At 64.8% G+C, this 26,637-nt stretch carries 21 protein-coding genes; 11 read left to right on the top strand and 10 right to left on the bottom strand.

Going from position 1 to position 26,637, the window contains the following annotated elements:
• Positions 1-72: 72 nt before the first annotated feature.
• Positions 73-1,632 (top strand): hypothetical protein, encoded by a 1,560-nt coding sequence (locus tag WBR68_RS10425; protein ID WP_230694116.1) that lies wholly within the window; start codon positions 73-75, stop codon positions 1,630-1,632.
• A 45-nt stretch (positions 1,633-1,677) separates the two neighbouring features.
• Complete coding sequence (locus tag WBR68_RS10420) at positions 1,678-4,314, top strand: excinuclease ABC subunit UvrA (RefSeq protein ID WP_230694115.1); 2,637 nt, start codon at positions 1,678-1,680, stop codon at positions 4,312-4,314.
• Positions 4,315-4,513: 199 nt separating this feature from the next.
• Here the strand turns inward: WBR68_RS10420 and WBR68_RS10415 are convergent, their stop codons facing one another.
• Positions 4,514-5,290, bottom strand: a complete 777-nt coding sequence (locus WBR68_RS10415) for a bestrophin-like domain (protein ID WP_050445432.1) — start codon at positions 5,288-5,290, stop codon at positions 4,514-4,516.
• Between the two features lie 145 nt (positions 5,291-5,435).
• Between WBR68_RS10415 and WBR68_RS10410 the strand changes: the two genes are divergently transcribed.
• The gene (locus WBR68_RS10410) at positions 5,436-6,485 is read left to right on the top strand and encodes an NADP(H)-dependent aldo-keto reductase (RefSeq protein ID WP_050445431.1); all 1,050 of its coding nucleotides are present in this window, start codon (positions 5,436-5,438) and stop codon (positions 6,483-6,485) included.
• A gap of 120 nt (positions 6,486-6,605) precedes the next feature.
• Here the strand turns inward: WBR68_RS10410 and WBR68_RS10405 are convergent, their stop codons facing one another.
• Positions 6,606-7,421, bottom strand: a complete 816-nt coding sequence (locus WBR68_RS10405) for a metallophosphoesterase (RefSeq protein WP_230694114.1) — start codon at positions 7,419-7,421, stop codon at positions 6,606-6,608.
• A gap of 150 nt (positions 7,422-7,571) precedes the next feature.
• Here WBR68_RS10405 and WBR68_RS10400 point away from each other — a divergent pair, with 150 nt between their 5' ends.
• The 5 genes from WBR68_RS10400 to WBR68_RS10380 all read left to right on the top strand — a co-directional run bounded on the left by WBR68_RS10400 (position 7,572) and on the right by WBR68_RS10380 (position 11,954).
• Positions 7,572-8,021 (top strand): lysozyme inhibitor LprI family protein, encoded by a 450-nt coding sequence (locus WBR68_RS10400; RefSeq protein ID WP_230694113.1) that lies wholly within the window; start codon positions 7,572-7,574, stop codon positions 8,019-8,021.
• Positions 8,021-8,659 carry a DNA-3-methyladenine glycosylase I gene (locus WBR68_RS10395; RefSeq protein WP_370641219.1) on the top strand — a complete coding sequence of 213 codons (639 nt, stop codon included), beginning with the start codon at positions 8,021-8,023 and terminating at the stop codon, positions 8,657-8,659. The genes WBR68_RS10400 and WBR68_RS10395 overlap by 1 nt, the downstream gene beginning before the upstream one ends.
• Before the next feature lie 146 nt (positions 8,660-8,805).
• Positions 8,806-10,098 (top strand): NAD(P)/FAD-dependent oxidoreductase, encoded by a 1,293-nt coding sequence (locus WBR68_RS10390; protein WP_370641218.1) that lies wholly within the window; start codon positions 8,806-8,808, stop codon positions 10,096-10,098.
• Positions 10,095-10,904 carry a DUF1365 domain-containing protein gene (locus WBR68_RS10385; protein WP_230694111.1) on the top strand — a complete coding sequence of 270 codons (810 nt, stop codon included), beginning with the start codon at positions 10,095-10,097 and terminating at the stop codon, positions 10,902-10,904. The genes WBR68_RS10390 and WBR68_RS10385 overlap by 4 nt, the downstream gene beginning before the upstream one ends.
• 81 nt (positions 10,905-10,985) lie before the next feature.
• The gene (locus tag WBR68_RS10380) at positions 10,986-11,954 is read left to right on the top strand and encodes a bifunctional helix-turn-helix transcriptional regulator/GNAT family N-acetyltransferase (RefSeq protein WP_230694110.1); all 969 of its coding nucleotides are present in this window, start codon (positions 10,986-10,988) and stop codon (positions 11,952-11,954) included.
• 33 nt (positions 11,955-11,987) lie between these two features.
• On the opposite strand, the gene WBR68_RS10375 is transcribed toward WBR68_RS10380, so the two are convergent.
• Genes WBR68_RS10375 through WBR68_RS10355 form a run of 5 tightly spaced genes read right to left on the bottom strand, consistent with a single transcriptional unit; the run spans position 11,988 to position 20,787 of the window.
• The gene (locus WBR68_RS10375; RefSeq protein WP_230694109.1) at positions 11,988-12,683 is read right to left on the bottom strand and encodes a pentapeptide repeat-containing protein; all 696 of its coding nucleotides are present in this window, start codon (positions 12,681-12,683) and stop codon (positions 11,988-11,990) included.
• A 31-nt stretch (positions 12,684-12,714) separates the two neighbouring features.
• Positions 12,715-13,365: a response regulator gene (locus tag WBR68_RS10370; RefSeq protein ID WP_230694108.1), complete on the bottom strand. Its 651-nt coding sequence runs from the start codon at positions 13,363-13,365 to the stop codon at positions 12,715-12,717.
• Positions 13,366-13,420: 55 nt separating this feature from the next.
• On the bottom strand, positions 13,421-16,717 hold the full coding sequence (locus tag WBR68_RS10365) for a hybrid sensor histidine kinase/response regulator (RefSeq protein ID WP_050445425.1): 3,297 nt from the start codon (positions 16,715-16,717) through the stop codon (positions 13,421-13,423).
• 15 nt (positions 16,718-16,732) lie between these two features.
• Positions 16,733-17,950 (bottom strand): EAL domain-containing response regulator, encoded by a 1,218-nt coding sequence (locus tag WBR68_RS10360; RefSeq protein ID WP_050445424.1) that lies wholly within the window; start codon positions 17,948-17,950, stop codon positions 16,733-16,735.
• A 2-nt stretch (positions 17,951-17,952) separates the two neighbouring features.
• Positions 17,953-20,787 carry an ATP-binding protein gene (locus tag WBR68_RS10355; protein WP_332310589.1) on the bottom strand — a complete coding sequence of 945 codons (2,835 nt, stop codon included), beginning with the start codon at positions 20,785-20,787 and terminating at the stop codon, positions 17,953-17,955.
• A 335-nt stretch (positions 20,788-21,122) separates the two neighbouring features.
• On the opposite strand from WBR68_RS10355, the gene WBR68_RS10350 reads away from it, so the two are divergent.
• Positions 21,123-21,932 carry a hypothetical protein gene (locus tag WBR68_RS10350; protein WP_050445423.1) on the top strand — a complete coding sequence of 270 codons (810 nt, stop codon included), beginning with the start codon at positions 21,123-21,125 and terminating at the stop codon, positions 21,930-21,932.
• On the opposite strand, the gene WBR68_RS10345 is transcribed toward WBR68_RS10350, so the two are convergent.
• The gene (locus WBR68_RS10345; RefSeq protein WP_198158128.1) at positions 21,929-22,372 is read right to left on the bottom strand and encodes a gas vesicle protein; all 444 of its coding nucleotides are present in this window, start codon (positions 22,370-22,372) and stop codon (positions 21,929-21,931) included. The two genes, WBR68_RS10350 and WBR68_RS10345, sit on opposite strands and share 4 nt — an antisense overlap.
• Before the next feature lie 60 nt (positions 22,373-22,432).
• Positions 22,433-23,671, bottom strand: coding sequence for a ParB/Srx family N-terminal domain-containing protein (locus tag WBR68_RS10340; protein WP_230694107.1), 1,239 nt, complete (start codon positions 23,669-23,671; stop codon positions 22,433-22,435).
• Between the two features lie 195 nt (positions 23,672-23,866).
• Here WBR68_RS10340 and WBR68_RS10335 point away from each other — a divergent pair, with 195 nt between their 5' ends.
• On the top strand, positions 23,867-24,538 hold the full coding sequence (locus WBR68_RS10335) for an ankyrin repeat domain-containing protein (protein WP_127185621.1): 672 nt from the start codon (positions 23,867-23,869) through the stop codon (positions 24,536-24,538).
• A gap of 56 nt (positions 24,539-24,594) precedes the next feature.
• Here WBR68_RS10335 and WBR68_RS10330 read toward each other — a convergent pair whose 3' ends face one another.
• Positions 24,595-25,704: a porin gene (locus WBR68_RS10330; RefSeq protein WP_050445420.1), complete on the bottom strand. Its 1,110-nt coding sequence runs from the start codon at positions 25,702-25,704 to the stop codon at positions 24,595-24,597.
• A 264-nt stretch (positions 25,705-25,968) separates the two neighbouring features.
• On the opposite strand from WBR68_RS10330, the gene WBR68_RS10325 reads away from it, so the two are divergent.
• Positions 25,969-26,622: an NUDIX hydrolase gene (locus tag WBR68_RS10325; protein WP_230694106.1), complete on the top strand. Its 654-nt coding sequence runs from the start codon at positions 25,969-25,971 to the stop codon at positions 26,620-26,622.
• Positions 26,623-26,637 lie beyond the last annotated feature (15 nt).

Below are 26,637 nucleotides of genomic sequence, written 5' to 3'. Positions count from 1 at the left end.
CGTTAACACGTTAGAAGCTCTAACAAGAATGTAGACAAAACCCGGGCAGACGCTGCCCAATGTGGATGCTCAATGACCGTCATCAGCTCGTTGGCAGGCGCGACCAGCGCCGCCCCGCTTAGCACGCCCGTTACCGTCATTCGCGCGGGGCAAATCGTCAACCCCGCCGTCGATCCGGCCCAGGCGGCCGGTTCCGCGAAATCGTCGGTCGTGATGCTGGGCCAAGGCGTTTCCACCACAGCCGGCTCGGTCTACGACGAAACGGGGACCGTGCCCGATGCCCTGGCCGTTGCGATGTCCAAGAGCGTGGACGCGCGCACCCGCGTCAGCCCGTTCGCCGAGGTGGGCGCGGCGGTGCTGAACCGCTTGCGCACCGAAGGCGCCAGCCATTCCCAGTGGATGCCTGCCACGCGCATCGCGGCGTCAGCCACCGCCGAAGCCGGCCCGCTGTCGGAAGCCGACCTTCAGCCTGACAACGCGGTGTCGCTGCGCATCGACACGGCCAGCGGCGTCAAGGTGCAAGTCACCCTGCAAAGCGGCAAGGAAGGCATGGCCGTGCAGATCGACGTGACCGAAGGGGAATTGAACGAAGACGAACGCCGCGCCATCGCTGCCTTGTCGGGCGCCTTCCAGGACGCGCTGGACGGCTTGGCCGAAGAGCCGCCGCGCTGGTCTCTGACGAAGTTGGCCAACGGCAGTTCTCCCTTGCTGTCTTCGATCAGCCTGCGCCAAACCCGCATGGTGGACGGCGCTGAGCAGACCGTCGACTTTCAGGCGGACGCCAAGCAAAAGAGTCTGACCGTGTCCAGCGTCATGGGCGTGGTCAAGGTGGATTTGGACCTGACCCGCCCGGTTACGCTGGGCTCGGCCGAGCAACAGTCGGCCGCCGTCTCCAAGTATTTGCAGCAGTTTGACCGCGCCCAGCGTCGGGGCTCGGGCGATGAGGCGCTGATGGGCACGTTCAAGGACGTGTTCTCGGCCATGCACACCAGCTACGGCGCGGCGCAGGTTCCGGCGGCGGACACCACCACGCGCCGCCTGCCCGCGGCCGACGCGCATCGCAGCCTGTTGTCTGGCCTGGCGGATTTCTCGGCGTCGATCGAGCAGGTGCGAGACGCCATCAACCCGGCGCGCCCCAAGGAGTTGGACGGCTTTTCGTTCCAGGCCTCGCAAAGCAGCCAGGTGTCGGGCAAGGCGGGCTGGGATCTGGCGGTCTCGCAAACGCAACAGTCCGCGCTGACGGCCAGCTATCACCGGTCGCTGTCACCCGACGTGCAGTTGGCGCTGACCCAGGACGAGAAGTCGCAGAACTACCTGTACTTCCAGATTCATGACACCACCAGCAGCAAGACGGACGTGGGCTATCAGGAGGGCGTGCTGGCGACGGCAACGCTGAACGAATCGCGCACGCAAAGCACGCAGGTGTCCAAGTTCATCAAGGGCAAGCAGGTCGACCAGTCCTTCACGCCGTCGTCCGAATCGAATTCGCGCAACCTGCTGTCGTTGGTGCAGGCCGCGAAGCTGGACGAAACCGAGAACGACCCGATGGACCCGCGCGATCAGGCGGAAGAGATCCTGCGCCGCAAATACCTGGACCTGGCGCGCCAGGCCGCTGACCTGCGGATGGGTTGATTCCGGGTCTGGATTGGGGCGGGGGCTGTCCTTTACTATGGCTCGATGAGCCCACGAAAGCCCCCCGCCAAACTCCGCGCCAACGCCTGCATCCGCGTTCGCGGCGCGCGTGAACACAATCTGAAGAACGTCGATGTGGATATTCCCAGAGACGCGCTGGTCGTGTTTTCAGGGGTGTCCGGATCGGGCAAATCATCGTTGGCGTTCGGCACGCTGTACGCGGAAGCACAGCGGCGCTATCTGGAATCGCTGTCGCCCTATGCGCGGCGCCTGATCGATCAGGTGGGCGTGCCGGATGTCGACGCCATCGAAGGGCTGCCGCCCGCGGTGGCGCTGCAACAGCAGCGCGGCACGCCCAACGTGCGCTCCACGGTGGGCAGCGTCACCACCTTGTCCAGCATGTTGCGCATGCTGTATTCGCGGGCCGGCACCTACCCGGCCAAGCAGCCCATGCTGTACGCCGAAGACTTCTCGCCCAACACGCCGCAGGGCGCCTGCCCCCATTGCCACGGCCTGGGCTACGTGTACGACGTGACCGAGGCGTCGATGGTGCCCGACCCATCGAAGACTATCCGCGAGCGCGCCATTGCGTCCTGGCCGCCCGCCTGGCACGGTCAGAACCTGCGCGACATCCTGGTCACGCTGGGCTACAACGTGGACATCCCGTGGCGCGACCTGAAAAAGAAAGACCGCGACTGGATCCTGTACACCGATGAGCAGCCCACGGTGCCCGTCTACGCGGGCTTCACGCCGGCCGAGACGCGCGCCGCCCTGCGCGCCAAGCAGGAACCCAGCTACATGGGCACCTACACGGGCGCGCGCCGCTACGTGATGCACACCTTCGCCACGACCCAAAGCGCGATGATGAAAAAGCGCGTGGCGCGGTTCATGACGGGCGCGGCCTGTCCGGTGTGCGACGGGCGCCGCCTGAAGCCCGAGGCCTTGTCCGTGACGTTCGCCGGCCTGGACATCGGCAGCTTGTCGCGCTTGCCCCTGGCGCGGATTGCCGAGGTGCTGGCCCCGGCCGCGCGCGGCCAGTTCGATGCGCCCGCCACGGGCGCCGCGCGCAGCCGCGCCACCACCCGCAAGGACAACGCGCGCCGCGTGGCGGCCGGCGGCTTGGCGCACACGGGCAGCACCGATGTGCGCCGCACGCCCGACCTGTCGCCGGAAAAGCGCATCGCCGCGCAACGCATCGCGCATGACCTGGTCGAACGCATCGGTACCTTGCAGGCGCTGGGCCTGGGCTATCTGGCAATGGACCGCGCCACGCCCACGCTGTCTCCGGGCGAGCTGCAACGGCTGCGCCTGGCCACACAGATCCGGTCCAACCTGTTCGGCGTCGTGTATGTGCTGGACGAGCCCTCGGCCGGCCTGCACCCGGCCGACGGACAGGCGCTGCACCGCGCGCTGGACCAACTGAAGGACGCGGGCAATACCCTGTTCGTGGTCGAACATGACCTGGACACGCTGCGCCGCGCCGATTGGCTGGTGGACGTGGGGCCGGGCGCGGGCCAGCATGGCGGGCAGGTGCTGTACAGCGGCCCACCGGAAGGCTTGAAAAAGGTGACGGCGTCACTGACCGCGCGCTATCTGTTCAACCCGGCGCCGGCCGGCAGGGCCGCCGTGCGCGAGGCCTCGGGCTGGCTGTCGCTGCGTGGCATCCATCGCAACAACCTGCACGGCATCAATGCGCGCTTTCCGTTGGGCGCGTTCACGGCGGTGACGGGCGTGTCGGGCTCGGGCAAGTCCAGCCTGGTCAGCCAGGCGCTGGTTGAACTGATCGGCGAACATCTGGGGCAGGAACCGGTGGCGGAAGAAGCCGATGGCGATCTGCCCCAGGCCGATGGCCCGCCGCGCACGACCGGCCGCATCGACGCGGGCGCCGACGCCATCAAGCGCCTGGTCAACGTGGACCAGAAGCCCATTGGCCGTACGCCCCGGTCCAACCTGGCCACCTACACCGGCCTGTTCGACCACGTGCGCAAACTATTTGCGGACACCCGCGCCGCCAAGTCGCGGCGCTATGGCGCGGGCCGCTTTTCCTTCAACGTGGCGCAAGGCCGTTGCGACACCTGCGAAGGCGAAGGCTTCGTGCACGTGGAACTGCTGTTCATGCCCAGCGTGTACGCGCCGTGCCCGGTATGCCATGGCAGCCGCTACAACGCCAAGACGCTGGAAATCGAATGGAACGGCCGCAACATCGCCCAGGTGCTGGCGATGACGGTGGACGAGGCGCTGGCGTTCTTCAGCGAAGAACCCGCGGTGCGGCGCCCGCTGTCCCTGTTGCATGAGATCGGCCTGGGCTACCTGCGGCTGGGTCAACCGGCGACCGAACTGTCTGGCGGCGAAGCCCAGCGCATCAAGCTGGCCACCGAACTGCAACGCAGCCAGCGCGGCAACACCCTGTACGTGCTGGACGAACCCACCACCGGCCTGCACGCGGCCGACGTGGATAAGCTGATGGCGCAATTGCATGGGCTGGTCGACGCGGGCAACACGGTCGTGGTCGTGGAACACGACCTGCGCGTGGTCGCTAACAGCGACTGGATGATCGACGTCGGCCCCGGCGCGGGCGAAGACGGCGGCCACATCGTGGCCGAAGGCGCGCCAGCGGACGTCAGCCGCAGCGGCAAGGGCGCCACGGCGCCATTTCTGAAACGGGTGCTGGCGGGCGGTTGATGGCGGGCGCGATCACCGGTATGATCGCCGCTGGTAACGTGTAAACGGAGCGGCGAAAGCCGTGCGTTGCCCCCGCCCCATGGGGTTGTCACCCAAGCGTGACGATAATCAAGAGGTCCGATTAGCAGGTTGAACCAGGCCCCGTCAGGGGCCTTTTTCTTTTTGAGCGATTCGTCCTCGCTCACCGCGCCCGCTACAGCTACAACTCGCTTTCCAACGTCTTCTGCATGCGCTCCATGCTTTCCTGGCTGACCTGAATGACGCCCGTTCCGGGTTGGTCGATGTCGACGATGAAGGTCAGCACCAGGGCGATCAGTGCCGCGAACAGGCCGGTTGAGGTCAGCCGCCTGCGGGCGTGCAGGCCGGTGCCGTAGGCGATGAAGCCGACCGCGCCGATGCTGACGATGAAGAGCAGGTAGAACACCGGTTCGGGCACATGGTTTTCAAGTGCCACGCGGCGCTTTTCGTTGACCTGCGCCATCTCGTTGATGGCCTGGATGAACATGATGGTGGCGATGCCGGGCGGGTTGTCGGCGCTGGCGGCCGTGATGGCGCGGATCTGGCGTTCGATCCGGCGCGTGGTGAGGCTGGCGGCGTTGGATCGGGCGGTGTCGCTGTCGGCGTCGTGCATGTCGAGCGCGGCGTCGATGTACTCCAGCAACAGGGGCGGCACCTGGGCACGGGCGGTGGGGGCAATCAACTGCGACCGCCAGTAGGCGTTGCCGATGGCGTTGGCCTCTTCCAGCACCAGGTTCTTGCGCGTCTCGAACCGCGTGACCGACATGGCGAAGGTAAAACCCAGCAGCAAGGCCAGCAGGCCGAGCAGGGCGGTTTGCAGCGCTGCGATGTGCGTCTTGTGCGCCTCGTCCGCCGGCTTGCGCTGCTTGCGGCCCAGCCGGAAGCAGAGCTCGATGATGCCTAGCAAGACGATGACGCCAAGGATAAAGAGATAAGACTCGTTGAAGTTCCTGAGCATGGCGCTCCCCGTCGGACAGTGGCCAGCGTATGCGGATTGGGCAGTGGCGGCAAGAGGCCAAATGACCGGGTTGCTGTCAGCGAAACGCCAACATCTTGGAGTAAGGTGTCGGCTTTCCCCTCTGAAGACCCGCACGGAGCAGAACTTGAAAACCCGCAAACTCGGCCGTACCGACCTGGATGTCAGCCTGATTGGATTGGGCACCATGACCTGGGGTGAACAGAATTCCGAGGCCGAAGCCCATCAGCAACTGGACTACGCGCTGTCGCGCGGCGTCAACCTGGTCGATGTGGCCGAGATGTACCCCGTGCCGCCCAAGCCCGAAACGCAAGGGCTGACCGAAACCTATATCGGCACCTGGCTGGCGCGCAGCAAGCGCCGCCAGGACATCGTGCTGGCCAGCAAGGTGGCCGGCCCGGTGCGCGACCCCAAGCGGCCCGGTCACATCCGCGACGGCAAGACCTTCCTGGACCGCAAGAACCTGACCGAAGCGCTGGACGCCAGCCTGAAGCGTTTGCAGACGGACTATCTGGACCTGTACCAACTGCACTGGCCTGACCGCACCACCGCCACCTTTGGCCAACTGAACTACCCGTGGGTGGAAGACGAGCACACCGTGCCGATCGAAGAAACCCTGTCGGTGTTGCAGGATTTCGTGCGCGCGGGCAAGGTCCGCCACGTGGGCGTGTCCAACGAAACGCCGTGGGGCCTGTCGCAGTTCCTGCGTCATGCGGATACCCAGGACCTGCCGCGCGTCGTGTCGATCCAGAACGCCTACAGCCTGTTGAACCGCGTGTTTGAAATCGGGCTGTCTGAATTCACCCACCACGAAAACGTGGGCTTGCTGGCGTATTCGCCGCTGGCGATGGGCATGCTTTGCGGCAAGTACCTGAACGGCGCACGCCCCGAAGGCGCCCGCCTGACGCGCTACACGCGGTTTACGCGCTATAGCAATCCGCAGGCCGAAGCCGCCACCGCCGAGTACGTGGCGCTGGCGCGCGAGCACGGCGTGTCGCCCACGCACCTGGCGCTGGCCTGGGTGAACCAGCGCCCCTTCGTCACCAGCAATTTGATCGGTGCGACGACGCTGGAACAGTTGAAGGAAAACATCGACAGCGTGGACGTGACGTTGTCGCCGGACGTGTTGAAGGCCATCGACGCGATCCACACGCGCTACCCGAATCCGGCGCCCTGATCGCGCTGCTGCAATATCCAGCCCGCGTTGCGCGTTGCCGCAATGCGGGCTTTTTCATGCGCGGCTGGGATATGAGCGATAAGGACAGGGGACTTCGCACCTACGGCTTGAGCGCCAGCCTCAAGTTCTGACGGTTACTTCCCACAGGCGATCAGGCGCGTAGTCGGCCTGTTCGCCTTTCTTGGCATAACCCAGCGGATTGGCGACGACGCGGCAGCCGTCCTTGACGTAGTCATGCGCGCAATGCAGGTGGCCGTGCATCCAGCAGTCGGCCAGCGGCAGCAAGTCGTCCAGCGCATTGCAGAACCCCGCGGTGCCGGGGGTGACGCCGTAGCGCGGGTCGGCGCTGGCCAGCGTGGGCGCGAAGTGGGTGATGGCAAGTGTCGGGCCGTCGAACGGCACGCGCAGGGCGTCGCGCAGCCATTGCTGGCAGGCCAGGCCCTGTTCGCGCATTTGTTCGGCCATGAAGGGCGCGCCGTGGCGGCGCATCTGCGCTTTTTCCAGATAGAAGTCGGCCGCGCGAAAGGCCTTGGCGCGCTTGGCCAGCGCCACGCCGATGGGGTCGCTGTCGGCGGCCAGCGCGTCGAAATCCGTCCACAGCGTGGTGCCGACCAGGCGCACGCCGTCTATCACACAGGTGTCGCGTTCCAGCCATTGGATGCCCAACGTGTGACAGAGCTCGCGCAGGCGGTCGTGGGCCTCGTCGAAATCCAGGTTGTCGTATTCGTGGTTGCCCGGCACGAAGACCACGGGCGTGGGCCAGCCGTTGCGCGGTGCGTAGCTGCCCAGGCCGAAGTCGGCGCTGGTCAACCGGGAACCCTGGCGGTACGACCCGATGTCGCCGGCCAGCACCAGCAGGTCGGCGCCGGGGAGGGGCCGCGCCAGAAAAGTCGGGTCGGTTTCCAGGTGCAGGTCAGAGAGCAATTGAATCTTCATGGTCGCTATCTTAGGCTACCCGCGCTTGGGCCACTCAGGTTCAGCGCACCCCAATCCAGGCCTTTCACGCAGAAGGCCGCCTGCGCGCCGGGTCCCATTCATGCGACACTTTCCCATCGAACCCAATGCAGACAACCAGGAGAAACGCCCATGCGTATCGCGATCGCCACGACCATCACCGCCGCCGCCGCCGCCGCGGTGCTGCTCGCGGCCAGTGTGCAGGCGCAGCCGCAGCCGAAGCCGAGTTTGTATCCGATCAAGTGCGACAACGCCATCACGCAAACCGACATGACCCTGTGCGCCAACCAGGACTACAAAAAATCGGACGCGGACCTGAACGACGCCTACCGGACGCTCATCAAGCGGTTCAAGGGCGACAGCACCAAGACCACGCAATTGCAAAGCGCGCAAAAAGCCTGGTTGTTTTTCCGCGATGCGGAATGTGCGTTTTCGGCCAGCGGGGCCTCGGGCGGCAGCATCTATCCCATGGTGCTGAGCCAATGCCTGGATACGCTGACGCAGGCGCGTACCAAAGACCTGCGCGGCTACCTGACGTGCAAGGAAGGCGACACGGGCTGCCCGGTTCCCCGCGAAGAATGATGCCGCCTGAAGGCAAGTTGCAAGCGGCGGGCCTGATCCTGGACGCGCAAGGCGAGCCGCGCTGCTTCTGGCAGCCATCCATGCCGGACTATCACGACCACGAGTGGGGCCAGCCCGTGGGCAGTGACCGCCGCCTGTACGAAAAGATCTGCCTGGAAGGTTTTCAGGCGGGCATGGCGTGGATCACCATCCTGCGCAAGCGCGAGGCGTTTCGCGAGGCCTTCGATGATTTCGATTTTGAGCGCGTGGCGCGCTACACGGAACGCGATGTGGAGCGCCTGATGGGTAATGCGGGCATTGTGCGCAACCGCGCCAAGATCGTCTCCACCATCAATAATGCGCGGCGTGCCGTGGCGTTGGCGGACGAGACGGGGTCCTTGGCGTCCTGGCTGTGGCGGCACGAGCCCACGGCGGCCGAGCGGCCCGCAACGGTGGACCTGGCGTACTGGAACGACAACCCGGCATCGGCGGCCTCCACCCGCCTGTCGCGCGCGTTGAAGGCGCGCGGCTGGACCTTCGTGGGGCCGACGACGATGTACGCCTTCATGCAGGCGGTGGGCATGGTCAACGACCACATGAGCGCATGCGTCTGCCATGCCAGGATCAACGCCGCGCGCGCGGCCTTCCCGCGGCCGTGATGGTGTAATCAGCCATGGGTGATTTACAGTCGGCCCACAATAGTCAGCAAACACAACAAGGCGACGCCATGGTGACCCGTACGTCGAAGGCCTCTGATTCAACGCCTGCTTTTGCGCCCGCGCAGGCGCGTCCCGCCTTGCCCCCCATGGCCCCGGGCAGCCGCATCGCCGTCGTCGGCGGCGGCGTGGCGGGCCTGGGCGCGGCATGGCTGCTGTCCGACAAGTTTTCGGTGACCCTGTACGAAGCGGAGAACCGCGTCGGCGGCCACACCAATACCGTCGACGCCACGGTCGGCGGGGTCACGCATCCTGTCGACACCGGCTTCCTGGTGCATAACGACCTGACGTATCCGCACCTGGTGCAACTGTTCAAGCACCTGGAAATACCCGTACACGCCAGCGACATGACGTTCAGCGTGTCGTTGACTCAGCCCGACCTGGAATGGGCGGGCACCAACCTGGGCACGGTGTTTGCGCAGCGGCGCAATTTGTTGCGCCCCGCCTTCCTGGGCATGCTGCGCGACATCCTGCGCTTCAACCGCCATGCCGCCGCCTATCTCGCGCGCAGCGGCCCGCACGCGCTGCTGGGCGATCTGCTGGATGCTGAAGGCTATGGGCAGGCCATGCGTGATTGGTATCTGCTGCCCATGGCAGGCGCCATCTGGTCCACGCCGCCCAGCATGGTGCTGGCGCAGCCGGCCCGCACCTTTCTCTCGTTTTGCCTGAACCACCGCCTGCTGCAAGTGGCCGGGCGGCCGCAATGGAAAACGGTCAAGGGCGGTGCGCGCCGGTATGTGGACGCGATGTTGCCGCGCATTGCGCAGGTGCGCGTGGCCAGCCCTGTGCATACCGTCAAGCGGCTGGCAGACGGGGTGGAAGTTCGCACCGCGGGCCACGTCGATCGTTTCGACGCCGTGGTGTTGGCCACCCATGCGCCGACCTCGCTGGCGATGCTGGACGCCACCGACGCCGAGCGTGAAGTGCTGTCGCGCGTGCGCTACCAGCCGAACGAGGCCGTGCTGCATACCGACACCGCGCTGCTGCCGCGCCGCCGTTCGGTATGGTCGGCGTGGAACTATCTGGCCGGCCCTACGGCGGATGCACCCATGTCGGTCAGCTACCTGCTCAATGTGTTGCAGCCGCTGCCCTTCAAGCAGCCCGTGATCGTGACGCTGAACCCGCAACGCGAACCCGCGCCGGATCAGGTGCTGGGCCGCTACGCGTACGAACACCCCATTCTGGATGCCGACGCCGTCGAGGCGCAACGCCGGCTGCCCGACATCCAGGGGCGTGCGCGCGTCTGGTTCTGCGGCGCGTGGGCAGGGTATGGCTTTCATGAGGATGGGCTGGCGTCGGCCATCCGCGTGGCGGCCGATTTTGGCGTCAGCCCGCCGTGGGGCGATGCCCATGAATTACACAACTTGAACGGCACAACATGACAAGCGCCGGCCTGATCGAACTGATGCGCGCGCGGGTGCTGCATGTGCGTACCCGACCGGTGGTGCACCGCTTCGCGTATCCGGTGTTTTGCCTGCGCCTGCGCATCGATCAGGCCGAGCGCTACACGGGCAGCGCGTCGTGGCTGTTCGGCGTCAATCGCCGCCGCCCCGTGGCATTTCATTTTTCGGATCATGGCGCCCGCGACGGCGGCGACCTCATGGCGTGGTTGCGCTCGCGGCTGGACGTGGCGGGCGTGGACTTCAAGGTGGGCGCGGTGTGGTTGCAGTGCTTTCCACGCGTATTCGGCCATGTCTTCAACCCCGTCAGCTTTTGGTACGTGCACGACACCGACGGCCAACTGCGCGCGCTGGTGGCCGAGGTCAACAACACCTTCGGCGAACGCCATCAGTACGTGCTGCGCGCGCCGGACGGTGGCGCCATCCAGGACGGCCAGGCGCTGCATAGCGACAAGGCGTTTCATGTGTCGCCGTTTTGCCAGGTGACGGGCCGCTACCGGTTTCGCGTCAAAAGCGTCGGCGGTGCGCATGTGGCCAGCATTGATTATTTTGACGACCCGGAACAGGCGCAGCCGCTGCTGCACACCGAGATTCGCGGCGCGAGCGTGCCGCTTGCCTCCGGCGCGCTGTTGCGCGCGTTGGCGGCCATGCCGTTCATGACGCTGGGCGTGGTGTTCCGCATCCACTGGCAGGCGCTGCGCCTGTATTTGCGCAAGGTGCCGTTTCACCGCAAACCGCCGGCGCCGCCTACCGAGGTGACGGTTCAGCGGTCCCAAAAAGTCGATTGATGGGGGGGGGACGTCGCGGTGCTTGCTTTAGTTGCGGCTCGCAATTACATTGGTTGCGAACCGCAACTGATAGGCGCGCCCATGGACCTGATCGACTTTCCCTCCCAATCCCGTGAACAGACCATTCGCGATCTGCGGGAGTTTTCTCGCAAGCTCGTACGTGAATTGGGCTTCATGCGGACCTCTTTGGCCGGCAGCGAACTGGCGCCGTCCGCCGTCCACGCCATTATTGAAGTGGGCCTGCAACCGGGCATCCAGGCGCGCGACCTGGCCGTGATCTTGCGCCTGGACAAATCCAACACCAGCCGCCAGTTGGCCAAGCTGGAATCCGCCGGCCTGGTCGCCCGCGAGGTGGATCCCGAGGACGCGCGGTCTTCGCGCCTGACCCTGACCGAGGCGGGGCTGGCATTGCGCGACCGCATCGACCAGTTCGCCACCGATCAGGTCTCGCATGCCTTGCGCCGAATGACGCCGGACGACCAGCAGTCCCTGATCCGCTTCATGTCGCTGTACGCCGACGCGCTCTCGCGCGAGAACCCCAACCTGACGCCTTCCACCGCCGCCATCAGCGAGCAGATCATCGAAGGCTATGTGCCCGGCTGCATCGGCGATATTGCCGGCCTGCACGCGCGTTACTACGCGCAGGTCTCGGGCTTTGGCGTGTACTTCGAACGCAAGGTCGCCACGGAACTGGCGGCCTTTGCCGAAGCGCTGCCGGAACACGGCAAGGGCATGTGGCTATATGCGGAGAATGGGCGCACGCTGGCATCCATCGTGATTGATGGCGATCCCGCCATCGGCCAGGCGCATCTGCGCTGGTTCATCGTGGACGAGTCGTTGCGTGGCCTGGGCGTGGGCCGCCACCTGCTCGCGCGCGCGCTGGCGTTCGCGGACACGCACTACCGCGACACGTACCTGTGGACTTTCAAGGGGCTGGACGCCGCGCGCCATCTGTACGAAGACGCGGGCTTTGTCCTGACGGACGAATCGGAAGGCCGGCAGTGGGGCAGCGTGGTGGTGGAACAGCGCTTCCTGCGCCGCCGGCCGTAGTTCGGAATCCGGAACTCGGAATCCGAATGCGCGTCAGAGCACGCTGATGCGCAGTTCGGCCAGCAAGGTGGCCGCCTGGGTCTTGGAAATGGTGGCGCCGGCCAGCCGCGCGGCGGCGGTCAGGTCGATGCCGCTCAAGTCCACTTCGCGCAGGTCGGCGCCTTCAAAGCGCACGTTTTTCAAATTGGCGTTGCGCAGGCTGCCACCGTGGAAGACGGTGTCGCGGAAATCGCTGCCGGCCAGGTCGGCGTCTGAAAAGTCCAACTGCATGATGTTGGTTTTGCGAAACGACACGCCGCGCAGCAGCGCGCCGACCAGCAGGCATTCTTCGACGGTCCAGCCCAGGCAGGCGATGCCGTCGAAGTCGGAACCAGTCAGCTTGCAGCCTTGAAGGTGGGCGCCGGCCAGCCGCGCACGGCGCCAGTTGGCGTTGTTCAGATCGCAGTTCTGGAAGGTGGCGTCGCTGGCGTCCACCGATGCAAAGTTGGCCTGGCCGCCCCGGCAGCGCAGCCAGGTGGTGTCGGCTAGCGTGGCGCCCTGGAACGAGGCGCCCGCAATGGCGCAGGCCGTGAAGCGCGCGCCGCGCAGATCCAGGCGTGAAAAATCGGCGTGCTGGAAATCGCAGTCCTGGAACGACAGCGCCTGGCCGGCCGCGTTCTCAATCAGGGCCAGCATGGCCTGGCGGTCTACTTCCTGGCCGGTGATGGCTTCAAATACGTCTTGCGTCATGCGGGGTGTCTCGGGGTTGCCTACTGAAAACCTATTGAAAAATTTCGCTTTCCACGCAGAACGCCACCAGTTCCTGGTCGTTCTGCACGTTCAGCTTGCGCATGGCGGATATCTTCTGGCCGCTGACCGTCTTGACGCTGCGCTTGAGCGTCTCGGCCACTTGCATCATGGATTCGCCACGGATGAAGTGACGCAGCACCTCGAATTCCTTGGGCGACAGGCTGTTGATACGTTCGCCGATGAATTTGCTGCGCGAATCCACCGTGCCGTCCCGCTGGAACCCGGGCGGATAGTACTTGCGGCCGGCTTGCAGCGTGTGCAGGGCCGTGACGATTTCGGCCAGGTTGTCGCGCTTGAGCACCACGGCGGCCACGCCCGCGTCATACATGGCGGAAATGATCATGGGGTTGGACACCATGGTCAGCACCACGATCTGCGTTTTCGGAAAGCGCCGCGTCAGGAATTGCACCAGGCGGATGCCGTCGCCATAGGTTTCATCGCCGGGCATGGAGTAGTCGGTGATGACCACATGCGGCAGGTCGTGGGTCAAATGTTCGACCAAGGCGGTGGGACTGGCCAGCAGCGCCGTGACTTCAACGCTGAGATCTTTTTCCAGCAAGTCGCGCATGCCCGCGAGGACCAGCGGATGGTCGTCGGCAAGGACTATTCGGAGTCGTTCCATTCGGGGGCGCCGTGGGGCAATCGTGGAGGTTGTGGGGGTCATTCTGTACCAAGACTCAAACTTGAGCCAGCAGGATCCTGAGCTCATGGGTCAGTCTGGTCACTTCTTGAAAGCCCTCATCGTCTCCGCCGTCGCGCCTGAGTTTGGACTCGATCGCCTGAAAGTCGGATGACAAGGTTGTCATTTTGACCATCACCAGGGCGCCTCGCATCCGGTGCATGGTTTGCAGCGCGGACGTTACGTCCCGGCGGGTGACCGCCTGGTCAAGATTCGCCAGGTCGGCGTCCATGGTGTCCAGGAACAGGCGGCGGTACTTCTCGGGCACCAGCGGCTCGGGCGCCGCGTGGGCGGGGACGGGCAAGTTGTCCTGGTTGAGTGACTCTTCGGGCACATCGGGCACCTTTGGCTCTTCCGGCTCTTCCGGCACATCGGACGCCACAATCGCGTCGGCACGCACTCGCGTGATACCGCCCAGGTGGCGGCGCAAGGCGCTCAGTTCAATCGGCTTGACCAGCCAGGAATTCATGCCCGCGGCCATGCAGCGGGCTTCTTCGTCGCGCATGGCGTTGGCGGTCACGCCGATGATGGGTTGGGCGTAGCCGCGCGAGCGCAGTTCACCCGTGAGTTCGTAGCCGTTCATCTTGGGCATGTTGACGTCGGTCAGCAGCACGTCATAGGTGGCCATGTTCCACATCGACAGCGCATCCGCGCCGTTGCCGGCCACCGTGACGGTGCAGCCCAGTTGTTCCAGTTGGTGGCGCAGCGTGGCCTGGTTGATGGGGTTGTCCTCGGCCACCAGCACGCGCAGGTCCAGCGGATCCATGAGCGGGTTGGCGGCGGGGGCGGCAGGCACGGGCGGGTCGCCGCGCAGCAGGCGCGAAATGCCGAACCCGATGCTGTCCAGGTCATGTCCGTCCACTTGATCCGGCGCCCCGGCGGCTGACTCGCGCGGATCGCCCGCCGACAGGAAGTGGCCCGTCCAATTGGCGGGCGCGGCGTCAGTGGGACCCAGGATGTCCAGCAATACGTCGTCGGGTTCGCCGCGGCCCAGCGGGGCGGGCGCGCGCTGGGCGTCGGCGCCCCAACGGGTCAGCCACTGGCAAACGTTGTCAGTCAGTTCGCGGTGCGGGCTGCGCACGTAGATGCGGATGCCGTGCAGGTCGGGCTCGTCCACGGGGGGGCCGTCGGCCGGCAGCAAGGCCAGTTCCAGCGAAAAGCTGCTGCCCAGCCCCAGTTCGCTGGTGACACGGATGTGGCTATCCATCAGCCTGGCCAGGCGCGCGCAGATTGACAGGCCGATGCCCGCGCCGCGCACGGTATGGCTGGCGCTGTCGATCTGGTAGAAGGGGCTGAAAAGCTGGGCCTGGTCTTCCTTGTCGATGCCTATGCCGGTATCCACCACCTGGAGGGCCAGCACCTGCGTGCCGTCGGCCCGGTCCGCGCCATGCAGGCGCACGATGACATGGCCAGACTCGGTGAACTTGATGGCGTTGCTGAGCAGGTTGCTGAGAATCTGCCGGATGCGCACGGCATCGCCCGTGACCCACGGCGCCACCGAGCCGTCGACGCAGGCAAAGAGCAGCAGGCCTTTTTGCCTGGCCAGCGCGGCGAACGAGCGCGCACAGCTTTCCACCAGTTCGCGCGGCCGGAACGGGCTGGAGTCCAGCGCCAGTTGCCCCGATTCGATCTTGGTGATGTCCAGGATGTCGCTGATCAGTTGCAGCAGGATCACCGACGAATTCTGGATGCGCTCCAGATGCTGGCGCTGCTCGGCGTTCAGTTCGGTCATGCCCATGAGCTCCAGCGTGCCCAGTACGCCGTACAGCGGCGTGCGGATCTCGTGGCTCATGGTGGCCAGAAAGGTGGACTTCGCTTCGCTGGCCTTGTCGGCATCGCGTTTGGCCTGCGCCAGGGCACGTTCGATTTCGGCCCGCGCGCTGATGTCCGCGAACGCGCACAGCACCACGTCCTGCTTTTTGTAGCGCGTGGGCGAGTAGGCCACGTACAAGGGGCGGCCGTCGTCGGCGTGGAAGGTTTCAATGGTGCCGGGCGCCGAGGCAGTCAGCACCTGGTCCAGCAGCGGCCGGGCGGCGGGAGAGTCGCGCAAGCCCTGCCCGGTGGCCGCGCCCAGCCATTCCAGCGCCAGGCTGTTGGCGAACAGCACGTCACCATTGGCGCGGGCCAGCACGCACAGCGCAATGGGCGCGGTCTGGATCAGGGTGCGGTTGAATTCTTCGCTTTCGGCGATGTCGCGGTGGGCATTTTGCGCCGGCTCGATCACGCGGCGGGTGTACCAGCGCTGGTAGCCGATGCCGCCGGCAAGGCTAAGCAGCAACAGCAGCGCGGCGGTGATCGGCAGCCAGAGGTTGTCTTCGAAAAAATTGCGATAGCTGACGCGGTAGTACGCGGTCCAGATGCTGGACGGGTCCGACACCTGCAGGATCAGGCCGTCGCGCGTGGCGCTCAGGCCGCTGTGGCCGGCGGCGGGCAGCGGCCCTTCGCCGAGCATCAGGCCGATGTCCCGATGCGTCAGCCAAAAGCCGTCGTATTGGATCGAGGGCAGGGCGCGATCATAGATGTTGATACGCGCGCGGCTAAGCAGCGTGGCGACGTAGACGTCGGGCTTGCCGCCGCCGCGATTGGTCCAGGCCGTGCCGGAAAAGCCGGCGTGCAGCAGCCCCATCATGCGATCCGGCAAGCCGCCCGGAGAGATCCACTGTATCTGCCCGTCCGATGCGGCGTCGTCGGTTGTTGCCGAGGCCAGCCGCGCACGCACGGCGTCATTGACCAACAGCAGGGTGTCTTCACTGAGCGGCTCGCCATAGCCCGGTTTGACGTTGATGGCCGGCACCGCAATACCCAGGCTGTCGGTCTTGTTGATCAGGAACGCGGCGGCCGCGGGAAAGTACGAATTCGCCCAGTAGGTGCTGTAGAAATCCGCAAAGTAGCCCGCCGCGGCCGATACCGGGCTATTGGCCACGGGGCATTCCGACGGGTAATTGCAGAACAGCGAGAACGGCATGGCCACCAGCGCGTGTTGCCCGCGATAGATGCGCAGGCCCGGCCGGGTCGAGTCCAGCGGCGTCGATAGTTTGGTGTCTTCGATGGGGGCGCGGCCGTCCAGGCGCTGGTTCTCTTTGCGGAATTGCAGCAGAAAGCCTTCTTGCTCGTGGATGTATCCAACAAGAACGGCGAAGTCCATCAACAGGCGGTCTTCTTCCTGCTTGATGATGCGCTGGGCGCCCCATAGCAAAGCGCCGATCATGATGAGCGCGACGGGCAGAATGCCGAACAGCGCGATATTCAGCCGGCGCGAGGTACGTGCAATCCTGCTAAACGGCGTTTCCTGCATACGCGGGCGAGGGTCCTATAGCGGGTGGGTGGCGTAGGGGCGGGGCTCGTCAGCCAGCAAATCGGTGAAGTCATGGGCGTTGACGGCGGCGGATATCAGGAAGCCTTGGGCGAAATCACAGCCGATCTTGCGCAAAAACTCCAGGTCTTTCGTGTTTTCCACCCCTTCGGCGGTGACTTGCAGCCCCAATTGGCGACCCAACTGTACCGAGGATAACAAGGCCGCGGCGCGCACTTCGTCTTCCGCGGCGCCGCTGACAAAGGCGCGATCGATCTTGAGCTCGGTGAACGGCGTGGAGATCAGGGTATACATCGAGTTGTATCCTTTGCCGAAATCGTCCTGCGCCAGACCGAAGCCTTTCAAGCGCAAGCGGCTTGCGCCCATATAGTAGTGTCCGGGCACCGAGGTGGTTTCGTCTTCCAGCAGTTCGAAAGTGACATCTTCGAAGGGCACACCGCGCTGCGCGACCAGATTGTAAAGCTGGTCGGGCAAGTCAGGTTGATCCAGCAGGCGGGTGGGCAGATTGACCGACACCGGCATTCTGAACCCCAGGCGGCGCCAATCAAGATAGGCGGCCAGGGCGTCGTCCAGCATCCGGATGAGCAGGGCGTGGTCCAGCCCATGATGGCGTACCGCACCCAGGAACGAGGCCGGCAGCATGAAGCCGAATTCAAGGTGATGCCAGCGCGCAAGCGCTTCCGCCCCGACGATATTGCCCGTCGCCAATGCCTTTTTGGGCTGGAACCACGCCTGGATCCGGCCGGTCGACAACGCTTTTTCAAGTGTGCGACGGTCAAACAGGGGCGTGGACGGCAAAGGCAGCGTGGGCGCCAACGCGCCATCCAGACGTTCGTTGCGCAACCGCCGGGCCAGCGCCAGAGCGTGTTCGCGCGTAACCGGCTTGGTATGGGCCGCGATCACCGACAGCCCCTTTTCCTTGGCCATGAGGCTGACGCTGTTCATGATGCGGCGCGAGCACGCCGTGGTGATCGCCAGCATCGGGTTGCATTGCAGCCGGGCCAGTTCGTGGATGAACTGCACGCCGTCCATGCCAGGCATGTTGAGGTCCATCAACACCAACTGGTAAGAATGCAGGCGAACCATCTCCAGTGCCTCATGCGCCGAATTCGCCATGTCGACGTGCCCAAAGCCCGCCTCCAGGAACAGGCCGCGTATTTGCGCGCATTGAAACGCATGGTCGTCAAGGACCAAGACCTTGTACACGGAAAGCATTGTCAACTCCGGAGTTCTTTAACCGTTTGCAGCGTTTGGCGCAGGATGCTCAGAGGCAGGGGCTTGACCAGCAAGCTGGTCATGCCCGCATTCATGCCGCGCCGCTGCTCGTCGGGAAAGGCGTTGGCGGTGACCCCAAGAACAGGCCGGTCGTAGCCGCGCTTTCGCAAAATGCGCGTGAGTTCGTAGCCATCGACCAAGGGCATGTTCAGGTCGGTGAGCACGGCGTCGAAATGCATCAGGTCAGGCAGGTTCAGTGCTTCCTGGCCGTTGCCGGCCAAGACCACGGTGCAACCCATGTGCTCAAGTTGTTCACGCAGGATCAGTTGGCTGATGGGGTTGTCTTCAGTGACCAATATCCGCAAGCCCAGCACTTCCGGCGCCGCCTTGGAGTCGAACGCCGTGCTGCGGGCCGCGCCGCCTTGGGCCAGCTGCACCGCATGGTTGATGCCTGCCAGGTTGTAGGCGCTGGCGAACCAGTTGCGGTGGCTGTCTTCGACGCGCGGACGCAGGCCCGGCGGATGGACGATGACCTGCGGGCCGATCCAGTTGGCGATCTTCTGCGCATGCGGCCACGCCTGCAACAGCACCGCGGGTTCGGTAGGCACCACGCCGCTGGCGGGGTAGGGCAGCCCGACCGCGCCCCAGCGCCGCAACCAGTCGCAAAGGTTGTGGACGATTTCTGGCACCGCGCCTTGTACGTAGACGACCGTGCTTTCCAGCTCGGGGAAAGCCGTCTCCAGCGCTTCGGGCGCAAGCGGCAAGCGGACTTCAAAGGTGATGCTGGTGCCCAGGCCGGGTTCGCTGACCGCGTTGAGCCTGCCGTTCATCATGTCCGACAGGCTTCGGCAGATCGACAGGCCCAGGCCGGTGCCGGGCAAGGTCACGCAGTTGTCGGCATCCACCTGGTAATAGGGTTCGAACAAGCGGGCCTGATGCTCCGGCGCAATGCCCGCGCCAGTGTCGGCAATCTGGAAACACAGGTCGACGCTTTCGCGGTTGCGGCTGTTGACCTTCAGGCGCAATACGATCTGCCCGGAATCGGTGAACTTGATCGCGTTATTGGCAAGATTGTCGAGAATCTGGCGGATGCGCGTGGCGTCGCCGATCACCGCTGGCGGCGTGTCAGGGTCGGCCACGGCATAGCTGCGCACGCCCTTGGCGTGGGCGCGCGCCGCGAAGCTGGCCACGACGTTGTTCAAGAGTTCAACGGGGGAAAAGGGCGCGCGTTCAAGCACGGTGTGGCCGGCCTCGATACGGGACAGGTCCAGCGTGTCGTTGATGGTGCGTAAAAGCGTCGCCGACGACTGCTGGATGGTTTCCAGGTACTGCGCCTGCTGGCCGCTGACGCGCGTCAGCGAGAACAGTTCCAGCGTGCCAAGAATGCCGTATAGCGGCGTGCGGATCTCGTGGCTCATGGTGGTCAGGAACACCGTCTTGGCCTGGTTGGCGGCTTCGGCGTCGCGTTTGGCCTGCAGCAGGGAATGCTCGATCCGCTTCAACGCGGAAATATCGCTGATGCCGCACAGCACAACCGCTTCGCCGCGGTAAGTGGTTGGGGCAAAGCTCAGGTAGGCGGTGCGGCCGTCGTTGAGCCGGTGTTCGCGGCCAGCCTCTTCGCCGTGGGTTGAGAGAATGTCGGTGCGCCAGCCCGGCGTGCCCTGGAACCAGCGGCGCGCCATGTCGTTGGACAACACGACCGCGCGGTCCGAACGCCGCAGCAGGCACAGGCCCACGGGCGCCACTTCGATCAGTTTGCGGTTAAGCGACACGCTGTCGGCCAGCGCCTCGTATTGGCGCAACGCGGGCAAGACCAGGCGCCGGCGGATGTAGCGCACTCGCAAGATGACCGTGATGATCAGCAATAAGGAGGCAATGGCCGCGGTCTGGAAGGCCAGGGCGTTGTCACGCAGGACGTGCGCCATGGGCGCGTAGTAGACCAGCCGCCAGCCGTCGTCGCCGACCGATTTGCTCAGCACCAGGTAGTCGGGCAACCAACCCTGTCCCTGCAGGCCGAACGCATCTTCCCGGGTGGTGTGCGGCAAGGCCCGATTGGTTGTGCCGACGCCGGCGCTGTGCAGTACCGGCCGGCTCATTTCGTCGAACAGCACGTAGTCGCCCGCGCCCGAGCGAGGCGCGCTGATGGCCGATTCCACCCCCTGGACCTCCAGGCCGATCCAGGCGGCTTCCGGGTGCACGGCATCCAGGGGCGTGAAGAGGAACAGGCGCTTGACGGTGTCGTGCGGCGGATGCAGCCAGACGATGGGGGGCAGGCCCTTGGTGGGCGCGCGGGTCTGCACGTCAGCCAGGGTCAGGGCGAGCCATTGCTGGATGGTGGGGGCAATGCCCGGCGAGGCAGGTTGGTCATGCGACCCAACGGGCACGGTGCTGGCATGGCGCAGCGCGCTGTAGACGATGCGGGTGTTGGCTTGGGCAACGCGGCGCAAGTCGCGCGGGGTCAGCACCAGCGCCCAGTCGTAGGCGTCGGGGCCTTCTTGCAGCGGCAGCACTTCCACCTGGCCGGTCTTGCCGAAATGGGTGGGCGTCTTACTGATCGGATCTTGGTTGGTGTTGCGCACCGCGGACGCGGAGATTGAGCGCAAGAGGGATTCGCGCTGGTCGAAAAAGTGCTGCGCTTCGTAGGCAGCGGCATTCATGTGGCGCCGATAGTTGGACACCACGTTGCTGAACGCCCAATACAGGTAAAGGGTGGCGCCGGCCGCAATGCAGACGAGCAGCGCCACTGCAAGAAAGTGCAGCAACAACGAGGCGGCGCGCGGAGCGGCCTGGGGTTCTAGGGCGGGAGCGCCATGGTCTTCTACCAGCATTGGACGCATGGTAGAAACACCTGCTTACCCAGAGAATAAGAAGAATCTCAAAGTGGGTGGAACGTAAACGCGGGGTGAATAGCGCCCCAAATATGGCTCGGGAACGCCGGGGAAAACCGTGTCGCGCATGCGTGGTTGAGCGGGGGATTTAAGAAATTTCTTGTTCTTTTGGCCGGCGGCGTTGGGCACTATTCGTGAGATACCGGACTTCGCCAAGATGCTGCAGCGCGGCGGGTTCACTCGCCCGGTGGCTTGCGCCACCACGGCGGTCAGACGTTAATCGAGAACAGCATGATATTGACCCGGATCTGCCTTCCTGCGCACCTCAACCTTCGGGTCACGCCATGAAAGACGACGCCCGTTCCTGGGCTCTGTCCGAAGAGTCCATCACGCTGCGCTTTCAGCCCGTATTCACGGCGCAGGGTCAAGTCCATGAATACGCCGTGATAGGGCGTTGCCGGCCCTCCCCCTGGAGCGGCTTGAATCCCGTCGGAATGGGCGCGGGCTTGCTGGCCGGCGTGGCCTTCTTCAAGCATTTCAAAACCCCCATCGAACTGTCCTACGAGCACGCGCTGGATGTGCGCGGAACCGGCGACCTGGCCGAACGCCTGTGCAGCGAGCTGGGCATCGGCCTGATGGAAAGTTCGGTATGGGTGAACAAGCATGCGCGCTACGACGACGCCCCGCCGTTGCTGATTCCCGCCAAGCGGCTCACCTTCACCTTGCCCTTGACGGACCGCCTGTCGGACCACGCCGAAGTGCTGGCGCGCTACCCGGAATTCCAAGCCCGTCTGCGCGCCCGCCTGCTCCCTTGCTCCAGTCGAAGCAAGCCATCGGGCCATGGCGTCTTGCGTGCCGACGGCCTGCATGTTCAGGTCCCGCTTGGCCTATCCGAAAACCGCGCGCTGCAGGGCCGCTTCTTCACCTTGATGGAACGCGCCTGGAGCGCCAACCTGCAGGTGGTGGCTGGCGGCGTTGAAGACATCCGGGATTTCGCCTGGATGCGCTTGCACAGCGATCTTCTATTCCGCGGCGGCGCCTTGTCCGCGCCGCTCAGTTCTGAATGCCTGGGCATCTGGCTTCAGGCCGACAGCAACGCATGGCGGTCTTTCAATGCATCCACCACACGCTTTGCCGGCGTTGAAAGTACCTAGCTGCTTGCTTCGGATTGCAGGCGGCCCAGAATGAAACCATCCACGGAACTTGTGCGCCCGCGCCACAGCGTCGGCTGCCCTGCAACCGGCGTGCCGTCGGCCATGAAGAACAAGGCGTCGGCCAGGTGGATGTAGTTGGGCAGCGGATCCACCGGCTGAGGCACGCGGAAAACGTCGCCCAATTCTGCAAGCGAACGATGTACGCCTTCTCGCGTGTCGGCGTCCAAGGCGCTGAGCGAACCCGTGAAGCTGGCGGCGAACCGGTCGAAGTATTCCGCACCCGACACGATGGATCCCGACACCAGCATGCCGCCCATCTGCAACGTGACGCCGATGCTTTCAAGCTGGCTGCCGTTGTTCACAAGGTTGACCAGGAATTGAAGAAAGGCGTCGGCGCTCGGCGTGGAACTGGCGTTGGCAATGGAAGGTTCGATGGGCATGGTGGTGTCTTGAAAAGGTCGTGGAAGACGCACAAGATACTCGAATCACGCGAAAAATACCTACCAACCCCAACACGTGCCCGCCGCCGGTTTGCCGCAAGCCCGGTAATTCACGGCGAACCAGAGCTTGCCGGCGTTGCGTGGCGAGCCGTCGCCTTTCACATCAACGCGCGGCAGCTCTTCCAGCGTGTCGCGCTGGTCCTTGATGGATACCCCCGCGACCACGTTTGCCGCCAAGGGAATACGCCCCAGGCTGGCGGCCTGCCGATCGTCGAACACGATGTCGGTATCGGCCAGCGCACCCATCTTCAATGCGGCATCGCGGACGGCAGCGGCATAGCTGTCGTTCGCGCCACCGGGCACAAGCGTGGCATTGAACGTGCTGACCGCCAGAATCTGCGCAGGCGTGGCGGGCGCGGCCATGTGGTACTGGTCAAGCGCGGGCAGCCCGCCTGCCACGACTTGCCGGCGCAACCAGTCGCCCCACAGGAATTCCGCGAACTCCGGCAGGTTGCCGTTTTCGTACGCGATGTCGCGGGTGAAGTAGACCAGCGAGCGGTAGCGGTCTTCCTGCATGCCGCCGGCTTCGTCGGCGCTGGCCAGACCCAGGCGGCTGGGTAGCTGGTCAACGGTAATGGGCTGGTTCTGGCCGTCGCGCAACCAGGCGCGGCGCTCGTCGACCATGCGCTGCCAGAACGCGGCGGCGGTCGGCAGGTCGCTATAGTTGGCGTCCACCTTGACCCAGACGGGCAGCTTGGGACCGCCATCGAAAATCTCGCGCAGCGATGAGAACGTGTGATGGCCGTCGGTCAGGTACAGGTTGCCGTCCCAACCGACCACCACCGTCTTCAAGTTTTCGGTGTGCGTGCCGGGCGCGTCCAGGCAGGTGAAGGAGCTGGGGGCGTCCAGGCGCGCCGCTTGGGCTGCCGCCAGATCGGCGAACGCGGCGGCGCGCTCGGTGCCGCCCATGTCTTCGCAGTAGTCGTCAAATTTCTTGCCAACGGTGCGGTTCAGGTAGTCCAGCTTGCGCGCGTCGTCGCCCGCCCAGGATCGGTTGAAATCGCCTTGCCAGCGGCCCAGTTTGTAGTAGATCTGGTCGTAGCCGATGGCGGCCTGCGTTGGGCGCAATTCCTCGATGCGCACCTGGATGACGTCCCCGGCCTTGGTGTTCAGGTAGGCAGGGTTGCGCGTGGGCGCTTCGGATTCAGGCGCGGCTTGCTCGACGGGCGGAGCATCATCGCCGCCGCCGTTGCAAGCGGCAAGCGCCAGCGGCAGCAACATCGCGGCCAATAGGCGCATGAGCGGAAGGCGGGGCAGTAAACGGGCGGAATCAGGAGTCATAAGCCAGGGGCGACGTTGCAAGCGAAAAGTATCCGATCATGACTGGAGCGTGTTTCTTCCGTATTGCACCGCCCGGAATGGCGGGTACAGGTTTCCCAATGACGGGGGGCTTGTCCATAATCGGGCCTTGATTCAGACGGGAGGATAAGGGCAATGGCTACCATCAGACACTGGCGCGCGTGCTTCGTCTTCGTGCTGGGCGCCTTGGGCGCACAAGCGGGCGCGGCCGAAAACCCAGCTGCGCAATTGCGGGAGGCCGCCGCACAAGGCGAAACCGCCCGCGTACAAGAATTATTGGCGCAGGGCGTGCCGCTTGATGGGCGCGATGCCGAGGGCAATACCGCGCTGTTGCGCGCGACGCAAGGCAATCAAGTGGAAACGGCGCGCGTGCTGATCGAGGCGGGCGCGGACGTGAACGCGCAAAATCGCATGCAGGACAGCGCCTACCTGCTGGCGGGCGCCCAGGGGTATCGCGAGATCCTTGAACTGACCTTGCGCCACGGCGCTGATTTACGCAGCACCAACCGGTACGGCGGCACGGCGCTGATTCCGGCTTGCGAGCGTGGGCATGTGGACGTGGTCAGGACGCTGCTGCAAGCGGGCGTGGACCCCAACCATGTGAACCGGCTGGGGTGGACGGGGCTGCTTGAGGCCATCATCCTGAGCGACGGCGGCCCACGGCATCAGGCGATTGTTGCGTTGCTGATCGCGGCTGGCGCCGATGTAAATCTGGCCGACCGCGAAGGCCGGACTCCGCTGCAACACGCCCGGCAGCGCGGACAGGCGGAAATCGTGCAACTGCTGGAACGCGCGCAGGCACGGTGAACGCAAGCGGGACCCGCCGTACAGGCTTGCACGGCGGGTCCCGCTAGCCAAACCGCTTAGAACTGGTGGCGGATGCCCACGCCCGCGGCGGTGCTCTTCAGGCCGTCGATGAATGCGTAGTCCGTGCCATACGAACCGTAGGCATACAGATTGGTGCGCTTGGACAGGTCGTAGGTGTAACCCACGCTGTAGACGTTCATGTTGGCGTCGCCGCCCGTCAGCTTGTCATTGGACGGGGCCACGTGCTGCCACGAGGCGAACAGGCTGCCGGCCGCGCCGGTCGGCAAGGTCGCGCCCAGCATGTAGGCGTTGGCCTTGAAGCCGTTCACGAAGCGGTTGGTGCCGAATTCGTCGCTGAAGGGCGTGCCGGCCGGCAGGTCCTGGCCCACGAACCAGCCGTCGGTGGTGCGGCCATAGGCGGCGGCAAGCTTCACCACTTCCAGGTCGTAGGACACGCCCAGCGCGTACTGGCGCGGCGTGGCGTCGTTGTCGATGGTGGTGCTGCGGTTGGAACCGTTCAGTTGGTCGTAGGTCAGCGCCACGTTCAGCGGGCCTTGCACGTAGCGCAGGCCGGCCGTGATGCCGCGCGTGTTGTCGGCGGTGCGAAAGCCCGTCTGGTCGGCGGTCGTGTCGTCGGCGTTGAACGAGTAGCCGATGCCGAATTCAAAGCCATTCACAGACGGCGTGCGGTACATCACCATGTTGTCCCAGCGCATGGTGTTGGCCGCGCTGAAACCCAGGCCCAGGTTCGATTGGGTGTAGCTGGTGTAGAAGGGGTCGATGTCGGCCAGGTAGTTCGAGCCGATCGTGGCCTGGCGGCCGAAATCGATCGAACCCCAGGCGTCGTTGGCCAAACCGATGGTGGCTTGGCGGCCGAACAGGCGGCCCGATTGGCCGCGTTGGCCGTTGGCGGAATCAAAGCCGCTTTCCAGCTTGAAGACGGCGCGCAGGCCATCGCCCAGATCGTCGGATCCGCGCAGGCCCCAGCGGGAGCCGGCCTGGATGCCGTTGATCATGCCGAGCTTGCTACCGCTGTAGCCGTCGCCCTTGATTTTGTTGTAGCCGATGCCGGTGTCGATGACACCATAGAGGGTGACTGACGGTTCTGCCTGCGCAATGCCTGTAAAAGCGGTCAGCATTGCGGCGGCGAGCAGCGTCTTTTTCATCCGGGGAACTCCTGGGAATTAAGGTTGGAAAACACAAAGGGAACAGCACGCCGGACATGAAGCCAGGCGGTGTTCCCGACCGGAAGTGTAGAACATTCGCGCTATTTGCCTGACATCAGGCGGGATTTTCTGGCTATTTCGCTTAAGAAACGGGGACGAAATATCCAAAAATCAGGCTGATGAAACGGGGCGCCGGCGATCGCGATTGACCGCGTCACCTGATAGTGGCATCTTGCCCCGAAGCTGCATTCATGGAACTCGCCCGTGGACTATCCACTGCCTCTTGTCACCGTCGACGCCGTCCTGCTCACCTTGCGGGCGGGCGCCCTGGAAATTGCCTTGCACCAGCGCGACCGCGCGCCCTTCAAGAACGCCATGGCTTTGCCGGGCGGCGTGGTGCATGTGGACGAAGACCGCGACACCGAAGCCAGCATCCGCCGGGTGCTGCGGGAAAAGACCGGCTTTGAACCGCGCTACTTGGAACAGTTGCAGGTGTTCTCCGGCAAAGACCGCGACCCGCGACAATGGTCGCTGTCGGTGTCCTACGTGGCGTTGGTGCCGGCGGCGGAATTGGAAGCCGCCACGCAAGCCGACTTTCGTTTCGTCAGCGTGGACGCGCTGCCGCCGCTGGCCTTTGACCACGCAGATATCGTCGCGGCCGCGGTCGCCCGTCTGCGTGGCAAGTCCAGTTATTCCACCTTGCCCTTTTTCCTGCTGCCCGAACGCTTCACGCTGACGGAGCTTCAGCACACCTACGAAGCGATCTTGCAGACGCGGCTGGAAAAGTCGAACTTCCGCCGCAAGATGGAAGCGTGGGGCGTGCTGGAAGCCACCGGCGAACAAATGGGCGGGGCGCAGCGGCCCGCGCGCCTGTATCGCCTGAAGGACTTCACCCTGTTCGACCGTAGCGTCGGATAGCACCGGGCGACTGCC

Origin of the sequence: Achromobacter sp. JD-1 (assembly GCF_038594925.1) — a bacterium.
Classification (GTDB): Bacteria; Pseudomonadota; Gammaproteobacteria; order Burkholderiales; family Burkholderiaceae_B; genus Achromobacter; species Achromobacter spanius_C.
This window is presented reverse-complemented; position numbering and strand designations above follow the sequence as displayed.

Excerpts from the sequence above, each read along its gene's own strand:
- WBR68_RS10425 (WP_230694116.1), top strand. The coding sequence starts at position 73 with ATGACCGTCATCAGCTCGTTGGCAGGCGCGACCAGCGCCGCCCCGCTT.
- WBR68_RS10420 (WP_230694115.1), top strand. The coding sequence starts at position 1,678 with ATGAGCCCACGAAAGCCCCCCGCCAAACTCCGCGCCAACGCCTGCATC.
- WBR68_RS10415 (WP_050445432.1), bottom strand. The coding sequence starts at position 5,290 with ATGCTCAGGAACTTCAACGAGTCTTATCTCTTTATCCTTGGCGTCATC.
- WBR68_RS10405 (WP_230694114.1), bottom strand. The coding sequence starts at position 7,421 with ATGAAGATTCAATTGCTCTCTGACCTGCACCTGGAAACCGACCCGACT.
- WBR68_RS10400 (WP_230694113.1), top strand. The coding sequence starts at position 7,572 with ATGCGTATCGCGATCGCCACGACCATCACCGCCGCCGCCGCCGCCGCG.
- WBR68_RS10395 (WP_370641219.1), top strand. The coding sequence starts at position 8,021 with ATGCCGCCTGAAGGCAAGTTGCAAGCGGCGGGCCTGATCCTGGACGCG.
- WBR68_RS10390 (WP_370641218.1), top strand. The coding sequence starts at position 8,806 with ATGGCCCCGGGCAGCCGCATCGCCGTCGTCGGCGGCGGCGTGGCGGGC.
- WBR68_RS10385 (WP_230694111.1), top strand. The coding sequence starts at position 10,095 with ATGACAAGCGCCGGCCTGATCGAACTGATGCGCGCGCGGGTGCTGCAT.
- WBR68_RS10380 (WP_230694110.1), top strand. The coding sequence starts at position 10,986 with ATGGACCTGATCGACTTTCCCTCCCAATCCCGTGAACAGACCATTCGC.
- WBR68_RS10375 (WP_230694109.1), bottom strand. The coding sequence starts at position 12,683 with ATGACGCAAGACGTATTTGAAGCCATCACCGGCCAGGAAGTAGACCGC.
- WBR68_RS10370 (WP_230694108.1), bottom strand. The coding sequence starts at position 13,365 with ATGGAACGACTCCGAATAGTCCTTGCCGACGACCATCCGCTGGTCCTC.
- WBR68_RS10365 (WP_050445425.1), bottom strand. The coding sequence starts at position 16,717 with ATGCAGGAAACGCCGTTTAGCAGGATTGCACGTACCTCGCGCCGGCTG.
- WBR68_RS10360 (WP_050445424.1), bottom strand. The coding sequence starts at position 17,950 with ATGCTTTCCGTGTACAAGGTCTTGGTCCTTGACGACCATGCGTTTCAA.
- WBR68_RS10355 (WP_332310589.1), bottom strand. The coding sequence starts at position 20,787 with ATGCGTCCAATGCTGGTAGAAGACCATGGCGCTCCCGCCCTAGAACCC.
- WBR68_RS10350 (WP_050445423.1), top strand. The coding sequence starts at position 21,123 with ATGAAAGACGACGCCCGTTCCTGGGCTCTGTCCGAAGAGTCCATCACG.
- WBR68_RS10345 (WP_198158128.1), bottom strand. The coding sequence starts at position 22,372 with ATGCCCATCGAACCTTCCATTGCCAACGCCAGTTCCACGCCGAGCGCC.
- WBR68_RS10340 (WP_230694107.1), bottom strand. The coding sequence starts at position 23,671 with ATGCGCCTATTGGCCGCGATGTTGCTGCCGCTGGCGCTTGCCGCTTGC.
- WBR68_RS10335 (WP_127185621.1), top strand. The coding sequence starts at position 23,867 with ATGGCTACCATCAGACACTGGCGCGCGTGCTTCGTCTTCGTGCTGGGC.
- WBR68_RS10330 (WP_050445420.1), bottom strand. The coding sequence starts at position 25,704 with ATGAAAAAGACGCTGCTCGCCGCCGCAATGCTGACCGCTTTTACAGGC.